This window comes from Streptomyces callyspongiae, assembly GCF_047200695.1.
Classification (GTDB): domain Bacteria; phylum Actinomycetota; class Actinomycetes; order Streptomycetales; family Streptomycetaceae; genus Streptomyces.
On record NZ_JBJZOM010000016.1, the window covers coordinates 108,968 to 124,109 of the forward strand.

At 73.1% G+C, this 15,142-nt stretch carries 14 protein-coding genes; 10 read left to right on the forward strand and 4 right to left on the reverse strand.

The genetic code is table 11. From position 1 onward, the window contains the following. Positions 1-19 precede the first annotated feature (19 nt). Positions 20-1,150 carry a DNA integrity scanning diadenylate cyclase DisA gene (gene disA / locus ACL06G_RS16825; protein WP_412786385.1) on the reverse strand — a complete coding sequence of 377 codons (1,131 nt, stop codon included), beginning with the start codon at positions 1,148-1,150 and terminating at the stop codon, positions 20-22. Positions 1,151-1,299: 149 nt separating this feature from the next. Then, positions 1,300-2,733, reverse strand: coding sequence for a DNA repair protein RadA (radA, locus tag ACL06G_RS16830; protein ID WP_412836246.1), 1,434 nt, complete (start codon positions 2,731-2,733; stop codon positions 1,300-1,302). 272 nt (positions 2,734-3,005) lie between these two features. On the opposite strand from radA, the gene ACL06G_RS16835 reads away from it, so the two are divergent. Next, a complete protein-coding gene (locus ACL06G_RS16835) occupies positions 3,006-4,676 on the forward strand; it encodes an RNA polymerase sigma factor (RefSeq protein WP_412786387.1) in 1,671 nt (556 codons plus the stop codon). A gap of 40 nt (positions 4,677-4,716) precedes the next feature. Here the strand turns inward: ACL06G_RS16835 and ACL06G_RS16840 are convergent, their stop codons facing one another. Next, on the reverse strand, positions 4,717-5,544 hold the full coding sequence (locus ACL06G_RS16840) for a DUF3109 family protein (RefSeq protein WP_412786388.1): 828 nt from the start codon (positions 5,542-5,544) through the stop codon (positions 4,717-4,719). Between the two features lie 50 nt (positions 5,545-5,594). On the opposite strand from ACL06G_RS16840, the gene ACL06G_RS16845 reads away from it, so the two are divergent. The 6 genes from ACL06G_RS16845 (at position 5,595) to ACL06G_RS16870 (ending at position 11,290) form a co-directional block, all read left to right on the forward strand. Then, on the forward strand, positions 5,595-6,581 hold the full coding sequence (locus ACL06G_RS16845; RefSeq protein ID WP_412786389.1) for a Ppx/GppA family phosphatase: 987 nt from the start codon (positions 5,595-5,597) through the stop codon (positions 6,579-6,581). 255 nt (positions 6,582-6,836) lie between these two features. Further along, positions 6,837-7,652, forward strand: a complete 816-nt coding sequence (locus ACL06G_RS16850) for a sugar phosphate isomerase/epimerase family protein (RefSeq protein WP_412836252.1) — start codon at positions 6,837-6,839, stop codon at positions 7,650-7,652. Beyond that, positions 7,649-8,317 (forward strand): TetR/AcrR family transcriptional regulator, encoded by a 669-nt coding sequence (locus tag ACL06G_RS16855; protein ID WP_412836247.1) that lies wholly within the window; start codon positions 7,649-7,651, stop codon positions 8,315-8,317. The genes ACL06G_RS16850 and ACL06G_RS16855 overlap by 4 nt, the downstream gene beginning before the upstream one ends. 139 nt (positions 8,318-8,456) lie before the next feature. Then, positions 8,457-10,298 (forward strand): dihydroxy-acid dehydratase, encoded by a 1,842-nt coding sequence (gene ilvD, locus ACL06G_RS16860; protein WP_412786391.1) that lies wholly within the window; start codon positions 8,457-8,459, stop codon positions 10,296-10,298. Between the two features lie 56 nt (positions 10,299-10,354). Next, positions 10,355-10,858 (forward strand): hypothetical protein, encoded by a 504-nt coding sequence (locus tag ACL06G_RS16865; protein WP_412786392.1) that lies wholly within the window; start codon positions 10,355-10,357, stop codon positions 10,856-10,858. Between the two features lie 132 nt (positions 10,859-10,990). Further along, positions 10,991-11,290, forward strand: a complete 300-nt coding sequence (locus tag ACL06G_RS16870) for a hypothetical protein (protein ID WP_412786393.1) — start codon at positions 10,991-10,993, stop codon at positions 11,288-11,290. A 75-nt stretch (positions 11,291-11,365) separates the two neighbouring features. On the opposite strand, the gene ACL06G_RS16875 is transcribed toward ACL06G_RS16870, so the two are convergent. Then, positions 11,366-12,130 carry an LAVTG motif-containing sortase-dependent surface protein gene (locus ACL06G_RS16875; protein ID WP_412786394.1) on the reverse strand — a complete coding sequence of 255 codons (765 nt, stop codon included), beginning with the start codon at positions 12,128-12,130 and terminating at the stop codon, positions 11,366-11,368. 233 nt (positions 12,131-12,363) lie between these two features. Here ACL06G_RS16875 and ACL06G_RS16880 point away from each other — a divergent pair, with 233 nt between their 5' ends. From ACL06G_RS16880 to proC, 3 genes are all read left to right on the forward strand, one after another. Then, a complete protein-coding gene (locus tag ACL06G_RS16880; RefSeq protein WP_412836248.1) occupies positions 12,364-13,125 on the forward strand; it encodes an ABC transporter ATP-binding protein in 762 nt (253 codons plus the stop codon). Then, positions 13,122-13,859, forward strand: coding sequence for an ABC transporter permease (locus ACL06G_RS16885; RefSeq protein WP_412786396.1), 738 nt, complete (start codon positions 13,122-13,124; stop codon positions 13,857-13,859). The genes ACL06G_RS16880 and ACL06G_RS16885 overlap by 4 nt, the downstream gene beginning before the upstream one ends. 199 nt (positions 13,860-14,058) lie before the next feature. Beyond that, complete coding sequence (gene proC / locus ACL06G_RS16890) at positions 14,059-14,868, forward strand: pyrroline-5-carboxylate reductase (RefSeq protein WP_412836249.1); 810 nt, start codon at positions 14,059-14,061, stop codon at positions 14,866-14,868. The last annotated feature ends 274 nt before the right edge of the window (positions 14,869-15,142 follow it).

The window sequence follows — 15,142 nt, forward strand, 5'->3', positions numbered from 1 at the left end:
CCGGAGGGCGGGGAGTTCGTCAGACGTAGCGTTCGAGGATCGAGCTCTCCGCGAGCCGCGACAGCCCCTCCCGCACCGAGCGCGCGCGGGCCTCGCCCACGCCGTCCACCGTCTGCAGGTCGTCCACACTGGCCGCGAGCAGCTTCTGCAGCCCACCGAAGTGGTCCACGAGCCGGTCGATCACCGCGCCGGGCAGCCGCGGCACCTTGGCCAGCAGCCGGAACCCGCGCGGCGACACCGACGAGTCCAGCGTCTCCGGCGACCCCGAGTACCCGAGCGCACGCGCCACCGTCGGCAGTTCCAGGAGTTCGGTGTGCGTGAGCCGGTCCAGTTCGCCCAGCGCCTCCACCACGGTGCGGGCACGCCGCCCCGTGGTCCCGGGCTGCGGCACGTAGTCCCGGGCGACGAGTTCCCGCTCCGGCTCCACACCGGCGATCAGTTCGTCGAGCTGCAGCGACAGCAGACGGCCGTCGGTCCCCAGCTCCACCACGTACTCGGCGATCTCGGTGGCGATGCGCCGCACCATCTCCAGGCGCTGCGCGACGGCCGAGACGTCCCGGACGGTCACCAGATCCTCGATCTCCAGGGCGGACAGCGTGCCCGCCACCTCGTCCAGCCGCAGCTTGTACCGCTCCAGCGTGGCGAGCGCCTGGTTGGCGCGGGAGAGGATGGCGGCGGAGTCCTCCAGCACCCGCCGCTGCCCGCCCACGTACAGGGCGATCAGCCGCATCGACTGGCTGACCGACACCACCGGACAGCCGGTCTGGATGGAGACCCGCTGCGCCGTGCGGTGACGGGTACCGGTCTCCTCCGTCGGGATCGCGGCGTCCGGCACGAGCTGCACGCCCGCCCGGACGATCTTGGTGATGTCGCGGTCGAGGATCAGCGCGCCGTCCAGCTTGCACAGCTCGCGGAGCCGGGTGGCGGTGAAGTCCACGTCGAGGACGAACCCGCCCGTGCACAGCGACTCCACCGTCCGGTCCATGCCGAGGACGATGAGTCCGCCCGTGTTTCCGCGCAGCACCCGCTCGAGTCCGTCGCGCAGGGCTGTGCCGGGGGCGACCGCGCTCAGCGAGGCGCGCATCAGGCTGTCGGCTCGGGAGCTGCTGCCGGTCCTGCCTGGAGTCGTTGCCCGGTCGTTGGCTGCCACTGGACTCCTTCGGTCGTGCGGTGCCTGTCGGCGTCGGGTTCGTCGCGCACTCGCGGGTACGGCCACGCCTGCACAGGCTCTCGTACGTGATTGTCGTACACACGTGCCGCGCACCGTGACGCCGCCGACGGGCGAGACCGGGGAAAAGTCTACCGGCGGGTCTCCTCCTGTTGGGGCTCTTGGGCCCCCGCGGCCTTCCCGGTCCGCTGCCGGCCCGCCGGCAGCACCCGCAGCGCCTCACCCACGTCGGCCACCTCCCGCACGCGCATGCCGGGCGGGACACGGCCCGGGTCGGCGGGCACCAGCGCGTGCGTGAAGCCCAGCCGGGACGCCTCCGCCAGCCGCCGCTGCACGCCCGTGACACGCCGCACCTCGCCTGCCAGACCCACCTCGCCGATCGCCACGAGATTCTGCGGCAACGGTGTGTCGCCCGCGGCGCTCGCCAGCGCCAGGGCCACCGCGAGGTCCGCGGCGGGCTCCGACAGCCGCACGCCACCGACGGTCGCCGTATAGATGTCGCGCTTGCCGAGGGCGTTGATCCGCCCCCGCTGCTCCAGCACCGCGAGCATCATCGACACCCGCGAGGTCTCCAGGCCGGACGTGGTCCGCCGGGGGGAGGGGATCTGCGTGTCCACCGTCAGCGCCTGCACCTCGGCGACGAGCGGCCTCCGCCCCTCGAGCGTGACCGTCAGGCAGGTGCCCGGCACCGGTTCGTCACGCCGGGTGAGGAACAGTCCGGAGGGGTCGGCGAGACCGGTGATTCCCTCGTCGTGCAGTTCGAAGCAGCCGACCTCGTCGGTCGCGCCGTAGCGGTTCTTCACCCCGCGCACCAGGCGCAGCCGGGCGTGCCGGTCGCCCTCGAAGTGCAGCACCACGTCCACCAGGTGCTCGAGCAGCCGCGGGCCGGCGATGGCGCCGTCCTTGGTGACATGGCCCACCAGCAGGGTGGACATGCCGCGCTCCTTCGAGGCCCGGATCAGTGCCCCGGCCACCTCCCGGACCTGCGCCACGCCCCCGGGCGCGCCGTCGATCTCGGGCGAGGCCACGGTCTGCACCGAATCCAGGACCAGCAGCGAGGGCTTGACCTCGTCCAGGTGTCCGAGTACCGCGGACAGGTCCGTCTCCGCGGTCAGGAAGAGGTGGTCACTGATTGCGCCGATGCGGTCGGCACGCAGCCGTACCTGACCCGCGGACTCCTCACCCGTGACGTACAGGGTGCGCGCCTGCTCGCCGGCCGCCTTGGCCGCGACGTCCAGCAGCAGTGTCGACTTGCCCACGCCCGGCTCGCCGGCGAGCAGCACCACCGCCCCGGGGACGAGACCGCCGCCCAGCACCCGGTCGAGTTCGGGGACGCCCGTGCCGCGCGCGGTCGCCTGCCGGCCGTCCACCTGGCCGATCGGCAGGGCCGGGGTCGCGACGCGCGAGGCGGCGGTGGTCCGCACGGCGGGTGCTCCGCCCGTCTCCTCGACGGTGCCCCAGGCGTGGCACTCGGGGCAGCGGCCGAGCCACTTGGCGGTGGTCCAGCCGCACTCCGTGCAGCGGTAGGAAGGACGGTCCCTGGCGGACGACTTGCGGGCAGCCATGACGTTCACCGTAGCCGCGTGCGCCGACAGCCCCTCCGGCGGTCCGGTCCGATCCCGCGCCCCCCTGCGCCCCTCCCTCCGGGACCCGGACCCGGAGGTGCGGCCCCGCGGCTGCCGGGGGCCGCGGTCCTCCTCCGGTGTCGAACGCGGAACCGATCCGGCGTCACCCCGGGTACGCCCGGATTACCCCTTCGGGCGAGATGGCGACACGGAAGCATGAAAACGGCTCAAGTGGGTCGGGCCGTGCGGTGCTTCCGTCCTACCGTCGCCGAATGAGCAACAGGCGCGAGCACTCCACGCACACCACCGGCGCACACCGGGCGCACCCGGTGCGCCGGCCCACGCCCGCTCCGCGCCCGGAGCGCTACGAGGCCTGCCTGGACGGACTGTTCACCTACTGCCTGTCGGTCATGTGCGAGCACGACAGCGCCACCGCCGCGCTGGGAGAGGCGCTCGCCGTGGCCGAGCGCCAGCACGCCCGCGGCCGTGCTCCCGCCGACCGCGGGATGCACCGCCCCTGGCTGTACGCCCTCGCCCGGTGGGCCTGCCTGCGGCGGCTCGCCCAGCAGAGCCGGGCGGGGCGCAAACCCGCCGTCCCGCACCAGGTCTCGGGTGCGGCCGCCACGCAGCGCCGTCGCGAACTCGCCGCCCTCGCCTGGCCAGAGGCGGCAGGCACCACCCCGGAGCAGCGCGAGGCCCTGGAACTCTCCGTGCGGCACGGGCTGCCCACCCGGGAGGTCGCGGCGGCACTCTCCCTCACCCGCGAGGCCGCCGGGGATCTGCTCACCAGCGCCGCCTGCGAGGTGGAACGCACCCGTGCCGCACTGGCCGTGGTCGAGTCGGGCGGCTGCCCACTGGTCGGACGCCTCTCCGGGGACGACCGTCTGCTGATGGGTTCCGGGCTGCGCCGGGAACTCGTCCGCCACGTCGACGAGTGCGCGGAGTGCCGCCGGGCCGCCGAGCGGGCGATGGCCGATCTGGGATGGCCCGGCACGGCACCGACCGGTCCGGGAGCCCTGGCCCTGCTCGAGGCGCCGCGCCCGGCCGTTCACGCTGCGGTCCGTGCCGCGCAGCGCGCCCGGTGCCAGCACAGCCCCCGCTTCGGCAGGAACGGTTTCCCGGCCGAGGTCAAGGACCGGGCCGCGCGCCGCGAACGGCTGCGCAGCCGCGCCGTCACCACGACAGTCGTCGCCACCGTGATCGCCGCTCCCGTGCTCGCGCTCTGGGCGGCCTACCGCGGGGCCCCGCTCACCGGGGAGGGGCGCAGCACCTCGCCGGTCTCCTCCACCGAGCGGGATGCGCCGGAGGCCGCGGGCGAGCCGGTGTACCAGAACGTCGGCAGGGTCGAGCCGGGGCCGGGCCGGCACAGCAAGGGCGGTTCCGCGTCACGTGTCGACGTCCGTGTCGAAGGGGGCGACGGCAGTTCCTCCCGCAGCCCTTCGGCACTGCGGCGCAGTCTCACGGTCGAAGCGGCTCCGACCGGTTCGGGCACGCTGATCACCCTCACCGCCACCGGCGACGCCACCGTCCGCTGGTCGGCGTCCACCGGCGCCGACTGGCTGGTGCTGAGCCGGTCCGCGGGTGTTCTGGAACCCGGCGAGTCGGTGTCCGTCGTGGTGTCCGTCGTCGAGGCGCGCGAGCCCGCGGGCGCCTGGTCGGCGCGGATCGGCATCGGACCGGTCGGCGCCGTCGTCACCCTGGAGGGGCGCGGAAGCAGCGGCCAGCAACCCGGCGGCGGGCCGCAGGACCCGGGGGGAGGCACGGAGCAGCCGCCCACCTCCGCGGAGCCGACGCCGTCCCCGGATCCGGAACCGGACCCCGAGCCGTCGGAGGAGCCCGAGCCGTCGCCGGACCCGTCGGCGACCGGTGACGCCTCGCCGACGCCGGACCCTGAGCCGACTCCCAGCGCCTCGCAATCGGAACCCGGCACGGGCGGCAGCTAGTGCTGCCGGCCGTGCCCGGCCGCCCGTGCGCCCGCCGGGGCTACCGCTGCTCCGGATCCGCCGGGTGCGGTGCCACCAACGGCAGCTGGGCGGCGAGCCGCTGTTCGCAGAAGCCGACCAGTACGTGGTACGCGGCCTCTCCCATCAGCTCGATCAGCTCCGGGCGGTAGGACTCGTACACCGGTTTGCCCGCGCCGTGCGCCGAGGGCGCCGAGGTGCACCACCAGTGCAGGTCGTGGCCGCCCGGCCCCCAGCCGCGGCGGTCGTACTCCCCGATCGAGACGTACAGCACCTGCTCGCCGTCCGGCCGCTCGACCCACTCGAAGGTGCGGCGCACCGGCAGCTGCCAGCACACGTCCGGCTTCGTCTCCAGCGGCTCCCGCCCCTCGCGCAGCGCGAGGGTGTGCAGTGCGCAGCCCGCGCCCCCGGGGAAGCCGGGACGGTTGTGGAAGATGCAGGCTCCCCGCCAGCGCCGGGTCTGGCGCTCGCCGTCCTCGTTCTCCTCGGCCCAGCCCGACTCCTGGGCGACGTCGTGGAACTGCCACAGCTCGGGCGTGAGCCGTGCGGCGTGTTCGGCGACGCGGCGCTCGTCCTCCTCGTCGGAGAAGTGCGCGCCCAGGGTGCAGCAGCCGTCCGCGGAGCGGCCGCTGCTGATCCCCTGGCATCCCTGTCCGAAGATGCACTGCCACCGGGAGGTCAGCCAGGTGAGGTCGCAGCGGAAGACCTGTTCGTCGTCCGCCGGGTCGGGGAATTCCACCCAGGCACGGGCGAAGTCCTGATCGACCTCTTCGGCGCGCGGCCCGCTGCGCGCCGGGGAGGCCCGGTCGCCGTCCTGCTTCCGCCGCTTCGCGGCTTTCGTCTTACCCACACCGCACAGGGTAAGCGCCCGGCGGCCCGGGCCCGCTAGCGTTGCTCCCCATGAGGCTCGGTGTCCTGGATGTGGGTTCGAACACGGTCCATCTGCTGGTGGTGGACGCGCACCCCGGTGCGCGTCCCCTTCCCGCCTACTCGCACAAGGCGGAGTTGAAACTGGCTGAGCTGCTCGACCACGAGGGGGCCATAGGGGAGGAAGGGATCGACCGGCTGATCTCCACCGTTTCCGAGGCGCTGGAGGTGTCCGAGGACCAGGGCGTCGAGTCCGTCCTGCCCTTCGCGACCTCCGCGGTGCGGGACGCGGCGAACGCGGACGAGGTGCTGGAGCGCGTCACCGCGGAGACCGGCGTGAAGCTGGAGGTCCTGTCGGGGGAGGACGAGGCGCGGCTCACCTTTCTCGCCGTCCGCCGCTGGTTCGGGTGGTCCTCGGGGCGCCTGCTGGTCGTCGACATCGGCGGCGGCTCGCTCGAGATCGCCTACGGACTGGACGAGGAACCGGACGCGGCCGTGTCGCTGCCGCTGGGGGCGGGGCGCCTCACGGCGGCCCGGCTGCCCGGCGACCCGCCGGCGCCCGAGGACGTCCGCGGCCTCCGGCGCCACGTGCGGGCCGAGATCGCCCGCATCGTCGGGGAGTTCACGCGCTTCGGCAAACCGGACCACGTGGTGGCCACCTCGAAGACGTTCAAGCAGCTCGCCCGTCTCGCGGGCGCGGCCCGCTCCGCCGAGGGCCTGTACGCGCAGCGGGAACTGGCCCGCACCTCGCTGGACGAGTGGGTGCCGAAGCTCGCCGCCATGCCGGCGCACGAGCGGGCGGAACTGCCGGGCGTCTCGCAGGGGCGGGCGGAGCAGCTGGTCGCAGGGGCGCTGGTAGCGGAGGGGGTGATGGACCTCTTCCGCGTCAACACCCTGGAGATCTGCCCCTGGGCACTGCGGGAGGGCGTCATCCTCCGCCGGTTGGACCACCTGCGCCAGGACGTGGTGCGCGTCTCCGGCCCGCAGGGGGGAGGGCACGCCCGCCCGCAGGCACCGTGAGCGGTGTCACGTCCGCGTCCTCGCCGTGGCGGCCCCACCTGCGGCGGACCGGGGAATCGCAGCTCAACGCCGTCGGCGCGGCCCTGACGGGCAGCTTCCGCGGTGCCCGGGCGACGTGCGTGACGCGGACGTCCGCCCGGACCGCAGCCGCCCGGCCGTAGGCTGTCCTCCGTGGCAGCAGCATCCCCGTGGGAAGCGGACGCGGACGCAGACCGGCTCGGACCTGCGAAGGGACATCCGGGAGCCGGGCCGAAGGTGGCTCTGTCCACGGCCTCCGTCTACCCGGAATCCACCGCCGCGGCGTTCGAGATAGCCGGCCGGCTCGGGTACGACGGTGTGGAGGTCATGGTCTGGACCGACCCCGTCAGCCAGGACGTGGACGCGCTCCGCCGCCTCTCCGACCTGCACGGCGTGCCCGTGCTCGCGGTGCACGCGCCGTGTCTTCTGATCACGCAGCGCGTCTGGTCCAAGGACCCCTGGACCAAGCTGCAGCGCGCCCGCTCCGCGGCGGAGAGCCTCGGTGCGTCCACCGTCGTCGTGCACCCGCCCTTCCGCTGGCAGCGGGCCTACGCCCGGGAGTTCGTGAGCGGCGTGTGGCGGATGGCCGACGAGACCGATGTGCGTTTCGCGGTGGAGAACATGTTCCCCTGGCGCTACCGGGACCGCGAGATGCTCGCGTACGCCCCCGACTGGGACCCGACCAACGACGACTACCGGCACTTCACCCTCGACCTGTCGCACAGCGCGACGTCGCGGAGCGACACGCTCGCCATGGTCGAGCGGATGGGCGACCGGCTGGGCCACGTGCACCTCGCCGACGGCAACGGCTCGGCCAAGGACGAGCACCTCGTGCCGGGGCGCGGCTCGCAGCCGTGCGCGGAACTGCTGACGCACCTCGGCGGCAGCGGGTTCGACGGCCACGTCGTGATCGAGGTCAACACCCGGCGGGCGATGTCGGCCGCCGAACGTGAGGCCGACCTCGCGGAGGCGCTCGCCTACGCCCGCCACCATCTCGCCGCGGGCAGTCCGGGAAGCGGCGGGCCGTCGTCGTTCCGTGCGAGGCGGTCGTGACGCCCCGCGAAGGGCGGGACGGCGCCCCCCGCGCGGCACCGGCGGGGCCCGGACCGCGACGGCGCGGCCGGCCGTCCGCCACGGCACGGACCTCGGGCGAGCCGCCCGCGCGGGAACGCATCGTCGCCTCCGCACGCGCCGAGTTCGCCGCACGCGGCTTCGACAAGGCCTCGATCCGCGGCATCGCCCGGGCCGCGCACGTCGACCCCGCGCTGGTGCACCACTACTTCGGCAGCAAGGAGCAGGTCTTCGAGGCGGCCGTGGAGAACGCGTTCGCACCCGCCCTGACCGGGCCGGACGAGGTCGCCGCCGCGCGACCCGACGAGGCCGGGGAACGGCTGGTCCGGTTCGTCTTCGGTCTGTGGGAGAACCCCGCGACCCGTGAGCCGCTGCTGGCGATCGTGCGGTCCGCGGTGAACAACGAGACGGCGGCGGGGATCTTCCGCGGCCTCGTCGCCCGGAACCTGGTCAACCGCCTCGCTCAGCAGTTCCCCGGCCCGGACGGGCACGAGCGCGTGGAACTCGCGGTGGCCCAGCTGGTCGGCACCGCGCTGCTGCGGTACGTGATCCGCATCGAACCGCTCGCCTCCGCGGACCCGGAGGAACTGATCGCACGCCTCACCCCCGTCGTGCAGCACCATCTGACCGGAGCCTCGGCCGACTGAGCCGCGCAGCGGCCCCGCTGTCTCGGCATCCGGGAGGCGTGTCCGGATCCCGGGCCGACGGGCGTACGCTCGGGCGTAACCTCGGAGTCGCACTCTGTGCGCCGGGGGCCGCGACGACGCCGATCAGGGAGTGAGCCCGATGCCCGAGCTGAGGTCCCGCACCGTCACGCACGGCCGCAACATGGCGGGTGCCCGCGCCCTCCTCCGCGCCGCGGGCGTGGAGCGTGAGGACTTCGGCAAGCCCATCGTGGCCGTGGCCAACAGCTTCACCGAGTTCGTGCCGGGTCACACCCACCTGCAGCCCGTCGGGCGGATCGTGTCCGACGCGATCAAGGCGGCGGGCGGAGTGCCGCGCGAGTTCAACACCATCGCGGTCGACGACGGCATCGCCATGGGCCACAGCGGGATGCTCTACTCGCTGCCCTCCCGCGACCTCATCGCCGACTCCGTCGAGTACATGACGCAGGCGCACTGCGCCGACGCACTGATCTGCATCTCCAACTGCGACAAGATCACCCCCGGCATGCTGATGGCCGCGATGCGGCTCAACATCCCCACCGTCTTCGTCTCCGGCGGGCCCATGGAGTCCGGCACGGCCACCCTCGTCGACGGCACGGTCCGCAAGCTGGATCTGATCTCCGCGATCGCCGACTCCGCCAACGAGCAGGTCTCCGACGACGACATGGCCCTCATCGAGGAGAACGCCTGCCCGACCTGCGGCTCCTGCTCGGGCATGTTCACGGCCAACTCCATGAACTGCCTCACCGAGGCCATCGGCCTCTCGCTGCCGGGCAACGGCTCCACGCTCGCCACCCACACCGCGCGCAAGGAGCTGTACGAGGCCGCGGGCCGGACCGTCGTGGACATCACGCGGCGCCACTACGAGGAGGACGACGCGACCGTCCTGCCGCGCAGCGTCGGCTCGCGCGCCGCCTTCGAGAACGCCATGGCCCTCGACATCGCCATGGGCGGCTCCACCAACACGATCCTGCACCTGCTGGCCGCCGCCCAGGAGGCCGGGCTGGACTTCACCATGCCCGACATCGACGCCCTCTCGCGCCACATGCCGTGCCTGACCAAGGTCGCGCCCAACGGCTCGTACTACATGGAGGACGTGCACCGCGCCGGCGGCATCCCCGCCATCCTCGGCGAGCTGAACCGCGCCGGACTGCTCAACGAGGACGTCCACACCGTGCACAGCGCCTCCCTCGCCGACTGGCTCAAGCAGTGGGACATCCGCGGCGGTTCGGCGTCCGCCGAGGCGATCGAACTGTTCCACGCGGCGCCCGGCTGCGTCCGCTCCGCGACCGCCTTCTCGCAGTCGGAACGCTGGGACTCCCTGGACACCGACGCCTCCGGCGGCTGCATCCGCGACATCGAGCACGCCTACTCGACGGAGGGCGGACTCGCCGTCCTCCACGGCAACCTCGCCGAGAACGGCTGCGTGGTGAAGACCGCGGGCGTCGACCCGTCGGTGTGGACCTTCGAGGGGCCCGCCGTCGTCTGCGAGTCCCAGGAGGAGGCCGTCGAGCGGATCCTGGGCAAGCAGGTCAAGGAGGGCGACGTCGTCGTCATCCGCTACGAGGGCCCCAAGGGCGGACCGGGCATGCAGGAGATGCTCTACCCCACCTCCTTCCTCAAGGGACGCGGCCTCGGCGCGAAATGCGCACTGATCACCGACGGCCGCTTCTCCGGCGGCACCTCCGGCCTCTCCATCGGCCACGCCTCCCCCGAGGCGGCCGCCGGCGGCACGATCGCCCTCGTCGAGGACGGCGACCCCATCCGCATCGACATCCCCGCCCGGACCATGGAACTGATGGTTCCCGAGGACGAACTGGCCGCGCGCCGCGAAGCCCTGGGCGGCCGCTACGCCCCCCGGAACCGCGAGCGCCAGGTCTCGACCGCGCTGCGTGCGTACGCCGCCATGGCCACCAGCGCGGACAAGGGCGCGGTCCGGGACGTCTCGCTGCTGGGCGGCTGAGCCTCCGGGCACGGCCCGGCACCACCCCGCGTCGGGCGCCCGTCATAATCGACCGCATGAGCGACGCCCAGTACACCGACGAGGACCCGAACCGTCCGCGCCCCGGACAGCTCCTGTTCCACGGCACGACCTGGGTCGACCACTCCGGCGGCTACGCCCTGCGCCGGCTGCTGCTGGGCCTGGGCGCGCTGCTGCTGGCCGCGGTCGGCGCCGTGGCGCTGCGGCTCGCGTACCAGGGGCTGGCAGTCGCGCAGGTGGGCGGGACGGTCCGGGTGATGACCGTGGTCACCTTCGCCGTCTGCAGTTCGCTGGCCTTCTCCCGCAGCATGAAGCGCTGGACGCGGCGGCCCGACGCGCTGGACGAGACGCGGGAGCGCGCCTTCCGCAGCCTCATGATCGTGGGGTTCATCGGCGTCCTGCTCGCGTACGCCCTGCGCAGCCTGGTCGAGGCGCCCGGCGAGAAGCTGCTGCGGGAGGACTACGAACAGGCCCTCGCACGCCACCGGCGCCGCCGCTCCTCGCGCACCGGCAACCCCGCGAAGCGGCGGCGCAGGCGCTGACCCGCCCCGGGCCGGCGTAGGGGACATCCCTGAGACCTCCCCGGTTTCCGCTCGTCCTGCCCGCCCTGCCGGGCCGCCCGTGCGACGTTCTCGGGAGGGGCCGGCCCCGGCCCCTTCGACGGAGGAGGCGACATGGAGGAGACGAGCGCAGTGACGGACGGTGCGGAGATCGTCGGAGCCGTCGGTGCGGGCGGGTTCTTCCTGCTGCTCATCGTCGTGGTGTGGCAGGTGGCGGCGACGTGGCGAGCGCGGGCGTCGATCGCGCGGGAGGAGCAGTACAAGCACCTGGCGCAGAAGTACGCGCAGCTGCTCGAGGACAACGTGGCGCTCCAGCAGCGCACCGTGGAGGAGATCACCGAGACGCGGCGGGCGGTCACCTCGGCCGCCCCGGGCCGCCGGGTCGAGCCCGCGCGGCCCGACGGCGGCTCCTGACACGTCGGTGGTGCCGCCCCGCTTCCGCCGGGGGCGACACCACCGCTGTTCCGCGCCGCGAGGACGCGGGTGTGCTCAGTCCTGCCGGGCGGCCTTGCGGCGCCGCATCACGAGGTAGCCTCCCGCGCCGACCAGCACCGCCGCGCCCGCCGCCAGGGCGCCCACCGGTGCACTGGAACCCGTCGTGGCCAGGTCGCCCTCCGGGCTGTCGTCCCCGATCTGGCCGCCGGCGACGGCCGGGGAGCCGGATGCGGAGACGGTCGGCTCGGGCTGGGTCTCCGGGCTGTCCGATCCGTCGGGCGCCGGCTCGTCCGAGGGCTCCGAGGTGGGCTCGTCCGTCGGTTCGTCGGTGGACTCCTCGGTGGGCTCGTCCGTCGGCTCCTCACCCGGGTTGTCCGGTGCGGTGTCCGCGGGGCAGGTGTGGGAGAGGTTGAACAGCTCCAGCTCACCGCCCTGCACCTGCGCCGACACGTCGACCAGTTCGGCGCCGGGCTCGGAGGCCGCGTAGGCGTGCTTGGCGGACGGCGGCCCGAAGTCCGTGATCACCTGCCGGCCCCCGGGCTCGAAGGTCACGTCCAGTTCGACGAACTCGCTGCTGTTGCCGGGCAGCACGAAGTGCCAGCCGTCCTTGCCGTCCGGGACGCCCGGGCAGCCCGACCGGGACTCCTGCGGCACGCCGCCGCTGCCGGAGGTGGCAGTGGTGGGGAGTTCCTGTCGCAGCTCCACGGTGTAGGTGGCGTCGTCCGCGAGTGCGGGAGCTGCTCCGGCGAGGAGCACGATCGAGGCGGCGAGGGGCGCAGTGGCGCACCGGCGGGTGGTTCTCAGGAAGCGTGAAGGCATGACGGCACCTCTGGAACAGAGTCATGGACATGAGGTGGGGGGAGGTGTCACAGCCTCGTGAGGGGTGACTCGCGGGTCAAGTCCGGTTGCGGCGCCGCTGCGGCGTATTGCGTCGATTCACACCCCGTGGTGCCCGATAACGATTCCGCCCGTCGGAAGGCGGGGGCGGACGGTGCGGACAGGGTGCGGATCCGTCTTGACGGCCACCCTCGGCGGCACGCATTATTCAACACATGATGAATACTGCCATGCCCGCCGTCCGCGCACGGGACCTCAGCGTCGTGCGCGGTGGCCGTACCGTGCTGGACGACCTGGCCTTCCAGGTCCCCGCCGGGACGGTCACCGGCCTGCTCGGCCCCTCCGGCTGCGGCAAGTCCACCCTCATGCGTGCCATCGTCGGCACGCAGGCGAAGGTCACCGGGGAGCTCGACGTCCTCGGCGCCCCGGCCGGATCGGCGCCGCTGCGCTCCCGCGTCGGCTACGTCACCCAGGACCCGTCGGTCTACCTCGACCTGACGGCCCGCCAGAACCTCGACTACTTCGCCGCCGTGCTCGGCATTCCACGGCGCGACCGCCCCGGCCGGATCGACAGCGCGCTCGCCGACGTCGACCTCACCTCGCACGCCGACGCGCTGGCCGGAACCCTCTCCGGCGGGCAGCTCTCCCGCGTCTCGCTGGCGGTCGCCCTCCTCGGCACACCCGACCTGCTGGTCCTGGACGAACCGACCGTCGGGCTCGATCCGGTGCTCCGCCGCGACCTGTGGAACCTCTTCCACCGCATCGTCCGGGAACGCGGCGCCACCATGCTCATCTCCTCGCACGTCATGGACGAGGCGGACCGCTGCGGACGCCTGCTGCTCATGCGGGCGGGGCAGATCCTCGCCGACGACACCCCCGAGGGCCTCCGTGCCCACACCGGAACCCGGACCGTCGAGGACGCCTTCCTCCACCTCGTCGACCACGCCCGAACCCAGGAAGAGGCAACCCGCGCATGAACGCCACCCGCACCCTCGCCACGGCCCGCCGCGTACTCCGGCAGCTCGCCCACGACCCGCGCACCATCGCGCTCCTGCTGTTCGTGCCGGTACTGCTGCTGTGCCTGCTGTTCCTGGTCTTCGACGGCGACGAGCGGGCGTTCGCCGGTATCGGCGCCTCGCTGCTGGGAGTGTTCCCGCTCGTCACGATGTTCCTGGTGACCTCCATCGCCACGCTGCGCGAGCGCACCTCCGGCACCCTGGAACGCCTGCTCGCCATGCCGCTGGGCAAGGGAGACCTGATCCTGGGCTACGCCCTGGCCTTCGGCACCCTGGCCGTCGTCCAGGCCTCGCTCGCCACGGGCGTCGCGATCTGGCTCCTCGACCTCCAGTTCGCCGGTGCGCCCTGGATGCTGCTGATCATCGCCCTGCTCGACGCCCTGCTGGGAACGGCACTCGGGCTCTTCGTCTCGGCCTTCGCCAACTCCGAGTTCCAGGTCGTCCAGTTCATGCCCGCGGTGATCTTCCCGCAGATCCTGCTGTGCGGACTGTTCGCGCCCCGCGACACCATGCAGCCGGTGCTCGAAGCCGTCTCGAACGTGCTGCCGATGTCGTACGCGGTCGACGGCATGAACGAGGTGCTCGCCCACACCGACCTGACCGGGGACTACGTACGGGACCTGGTGATCGTGGCGGGCAGCGCCCTGCTCGTCCTCGGCGTCGGTGCCGCGACGCTCCGCCGCCGCACCCAGTGACGGGACGGGCCGGAGCCCGGAGCAGGGGGCGGGGGCGCGGGTCGCACACCACGGCGTGAACCCCGTCCCGGCACGCGGACGCAGGCGGCGTCCGCGTGCCCCGGGTGCGACGATGGCCTCCGGGGCGGCGGCTCCGTCCGTCCGTCCACCGCATCGTCCCCGCACAGCGGCCACCGTCGTCCGACGAGGAGCGCACCGCATGACCCAGAAGATCGCCGTCCTGGGCGCCGGAAAGATCGGGGAGGCCCTCCTCTCCGGCATGATCCGGGGAGGCCGCCACGCCTCCCAGCTGCTGGTCACCGCGCGGCGCGAGGAACGGGCCCGGGAACTGCACGTCCGGTACGGCGTCGAATGCGTCTCCAACGCGGAGGCGGCCAAGAACGCCGACACACTCATCCTCACGGTGAAGCCGCAGGACATGGGCGCACTGCTGGCGGAGTTGGCGCCGCACCTCCCGGCGGACCGACTCGTCGTCAGCGGGGCGGCGGGGGTCCCCACCACCCGCGTGGAGGAGCAGCTGACCGCCGGCACTCCCGTGGTCCGCGTCATGACCAACACCCCGGCGCTGGTCGACGAAGGGATGTCGGTGATCTCCGCGGGCACCCACGCGGGGGAGGAGCACCTGGCCCGTGCCGAGGAGATCTTCGGCGGAGTGGGGAAGACTCTGCGCGTCCCGGAGTCCCAGCAGGACGCCGCCACGGCACTGTCCGGCTCCGGACCGGCGTACTTCTTCTTCCTGGTCGAGGCGATGACGGACGCCGGCATCCTGCTCGGACTGCCGCGGGACAAGGCACACGACCTGATCGTGCAGGCAGCCATCGGGGCCTCCCGGATGCTCCGCGACAGCGGTGAGCACCCCGTGACCCTGCGGGAGAACGTCACCTCCCCGGCCGGCACCACCATCAACGCCATCCGGGAGCTGGAGAACCACGGCGTGCGCGCCGCGTTCCTCGCTGCGATCGAGGCGGCGCGCGATCGCAGCAGGGACCTGGGCACCGGCGGACATTGACACACCGTCATCATCCGAACGGGGGATACGAGGGCGGTTTGATCGCGTCGCGCGCCGTGCTGTAATGTTCTTCGGGTTGCCGCAGGGACGTTGTGTCTCCGGGTGACTCCTCTTGCCGCTGTGTGCGGCGCCCACTGTTGTGAGTGCGATTCCCCTTGCGGGGCGATTTCGGCATGCCGGAATTTCTCCCGGTCGGCTCGATTTTGAGTCGGGACGGGAAATCCTCTAATGTGGTGGACACGCCGCAAGGCGAAAGAGCAGAACCCCGCCGACG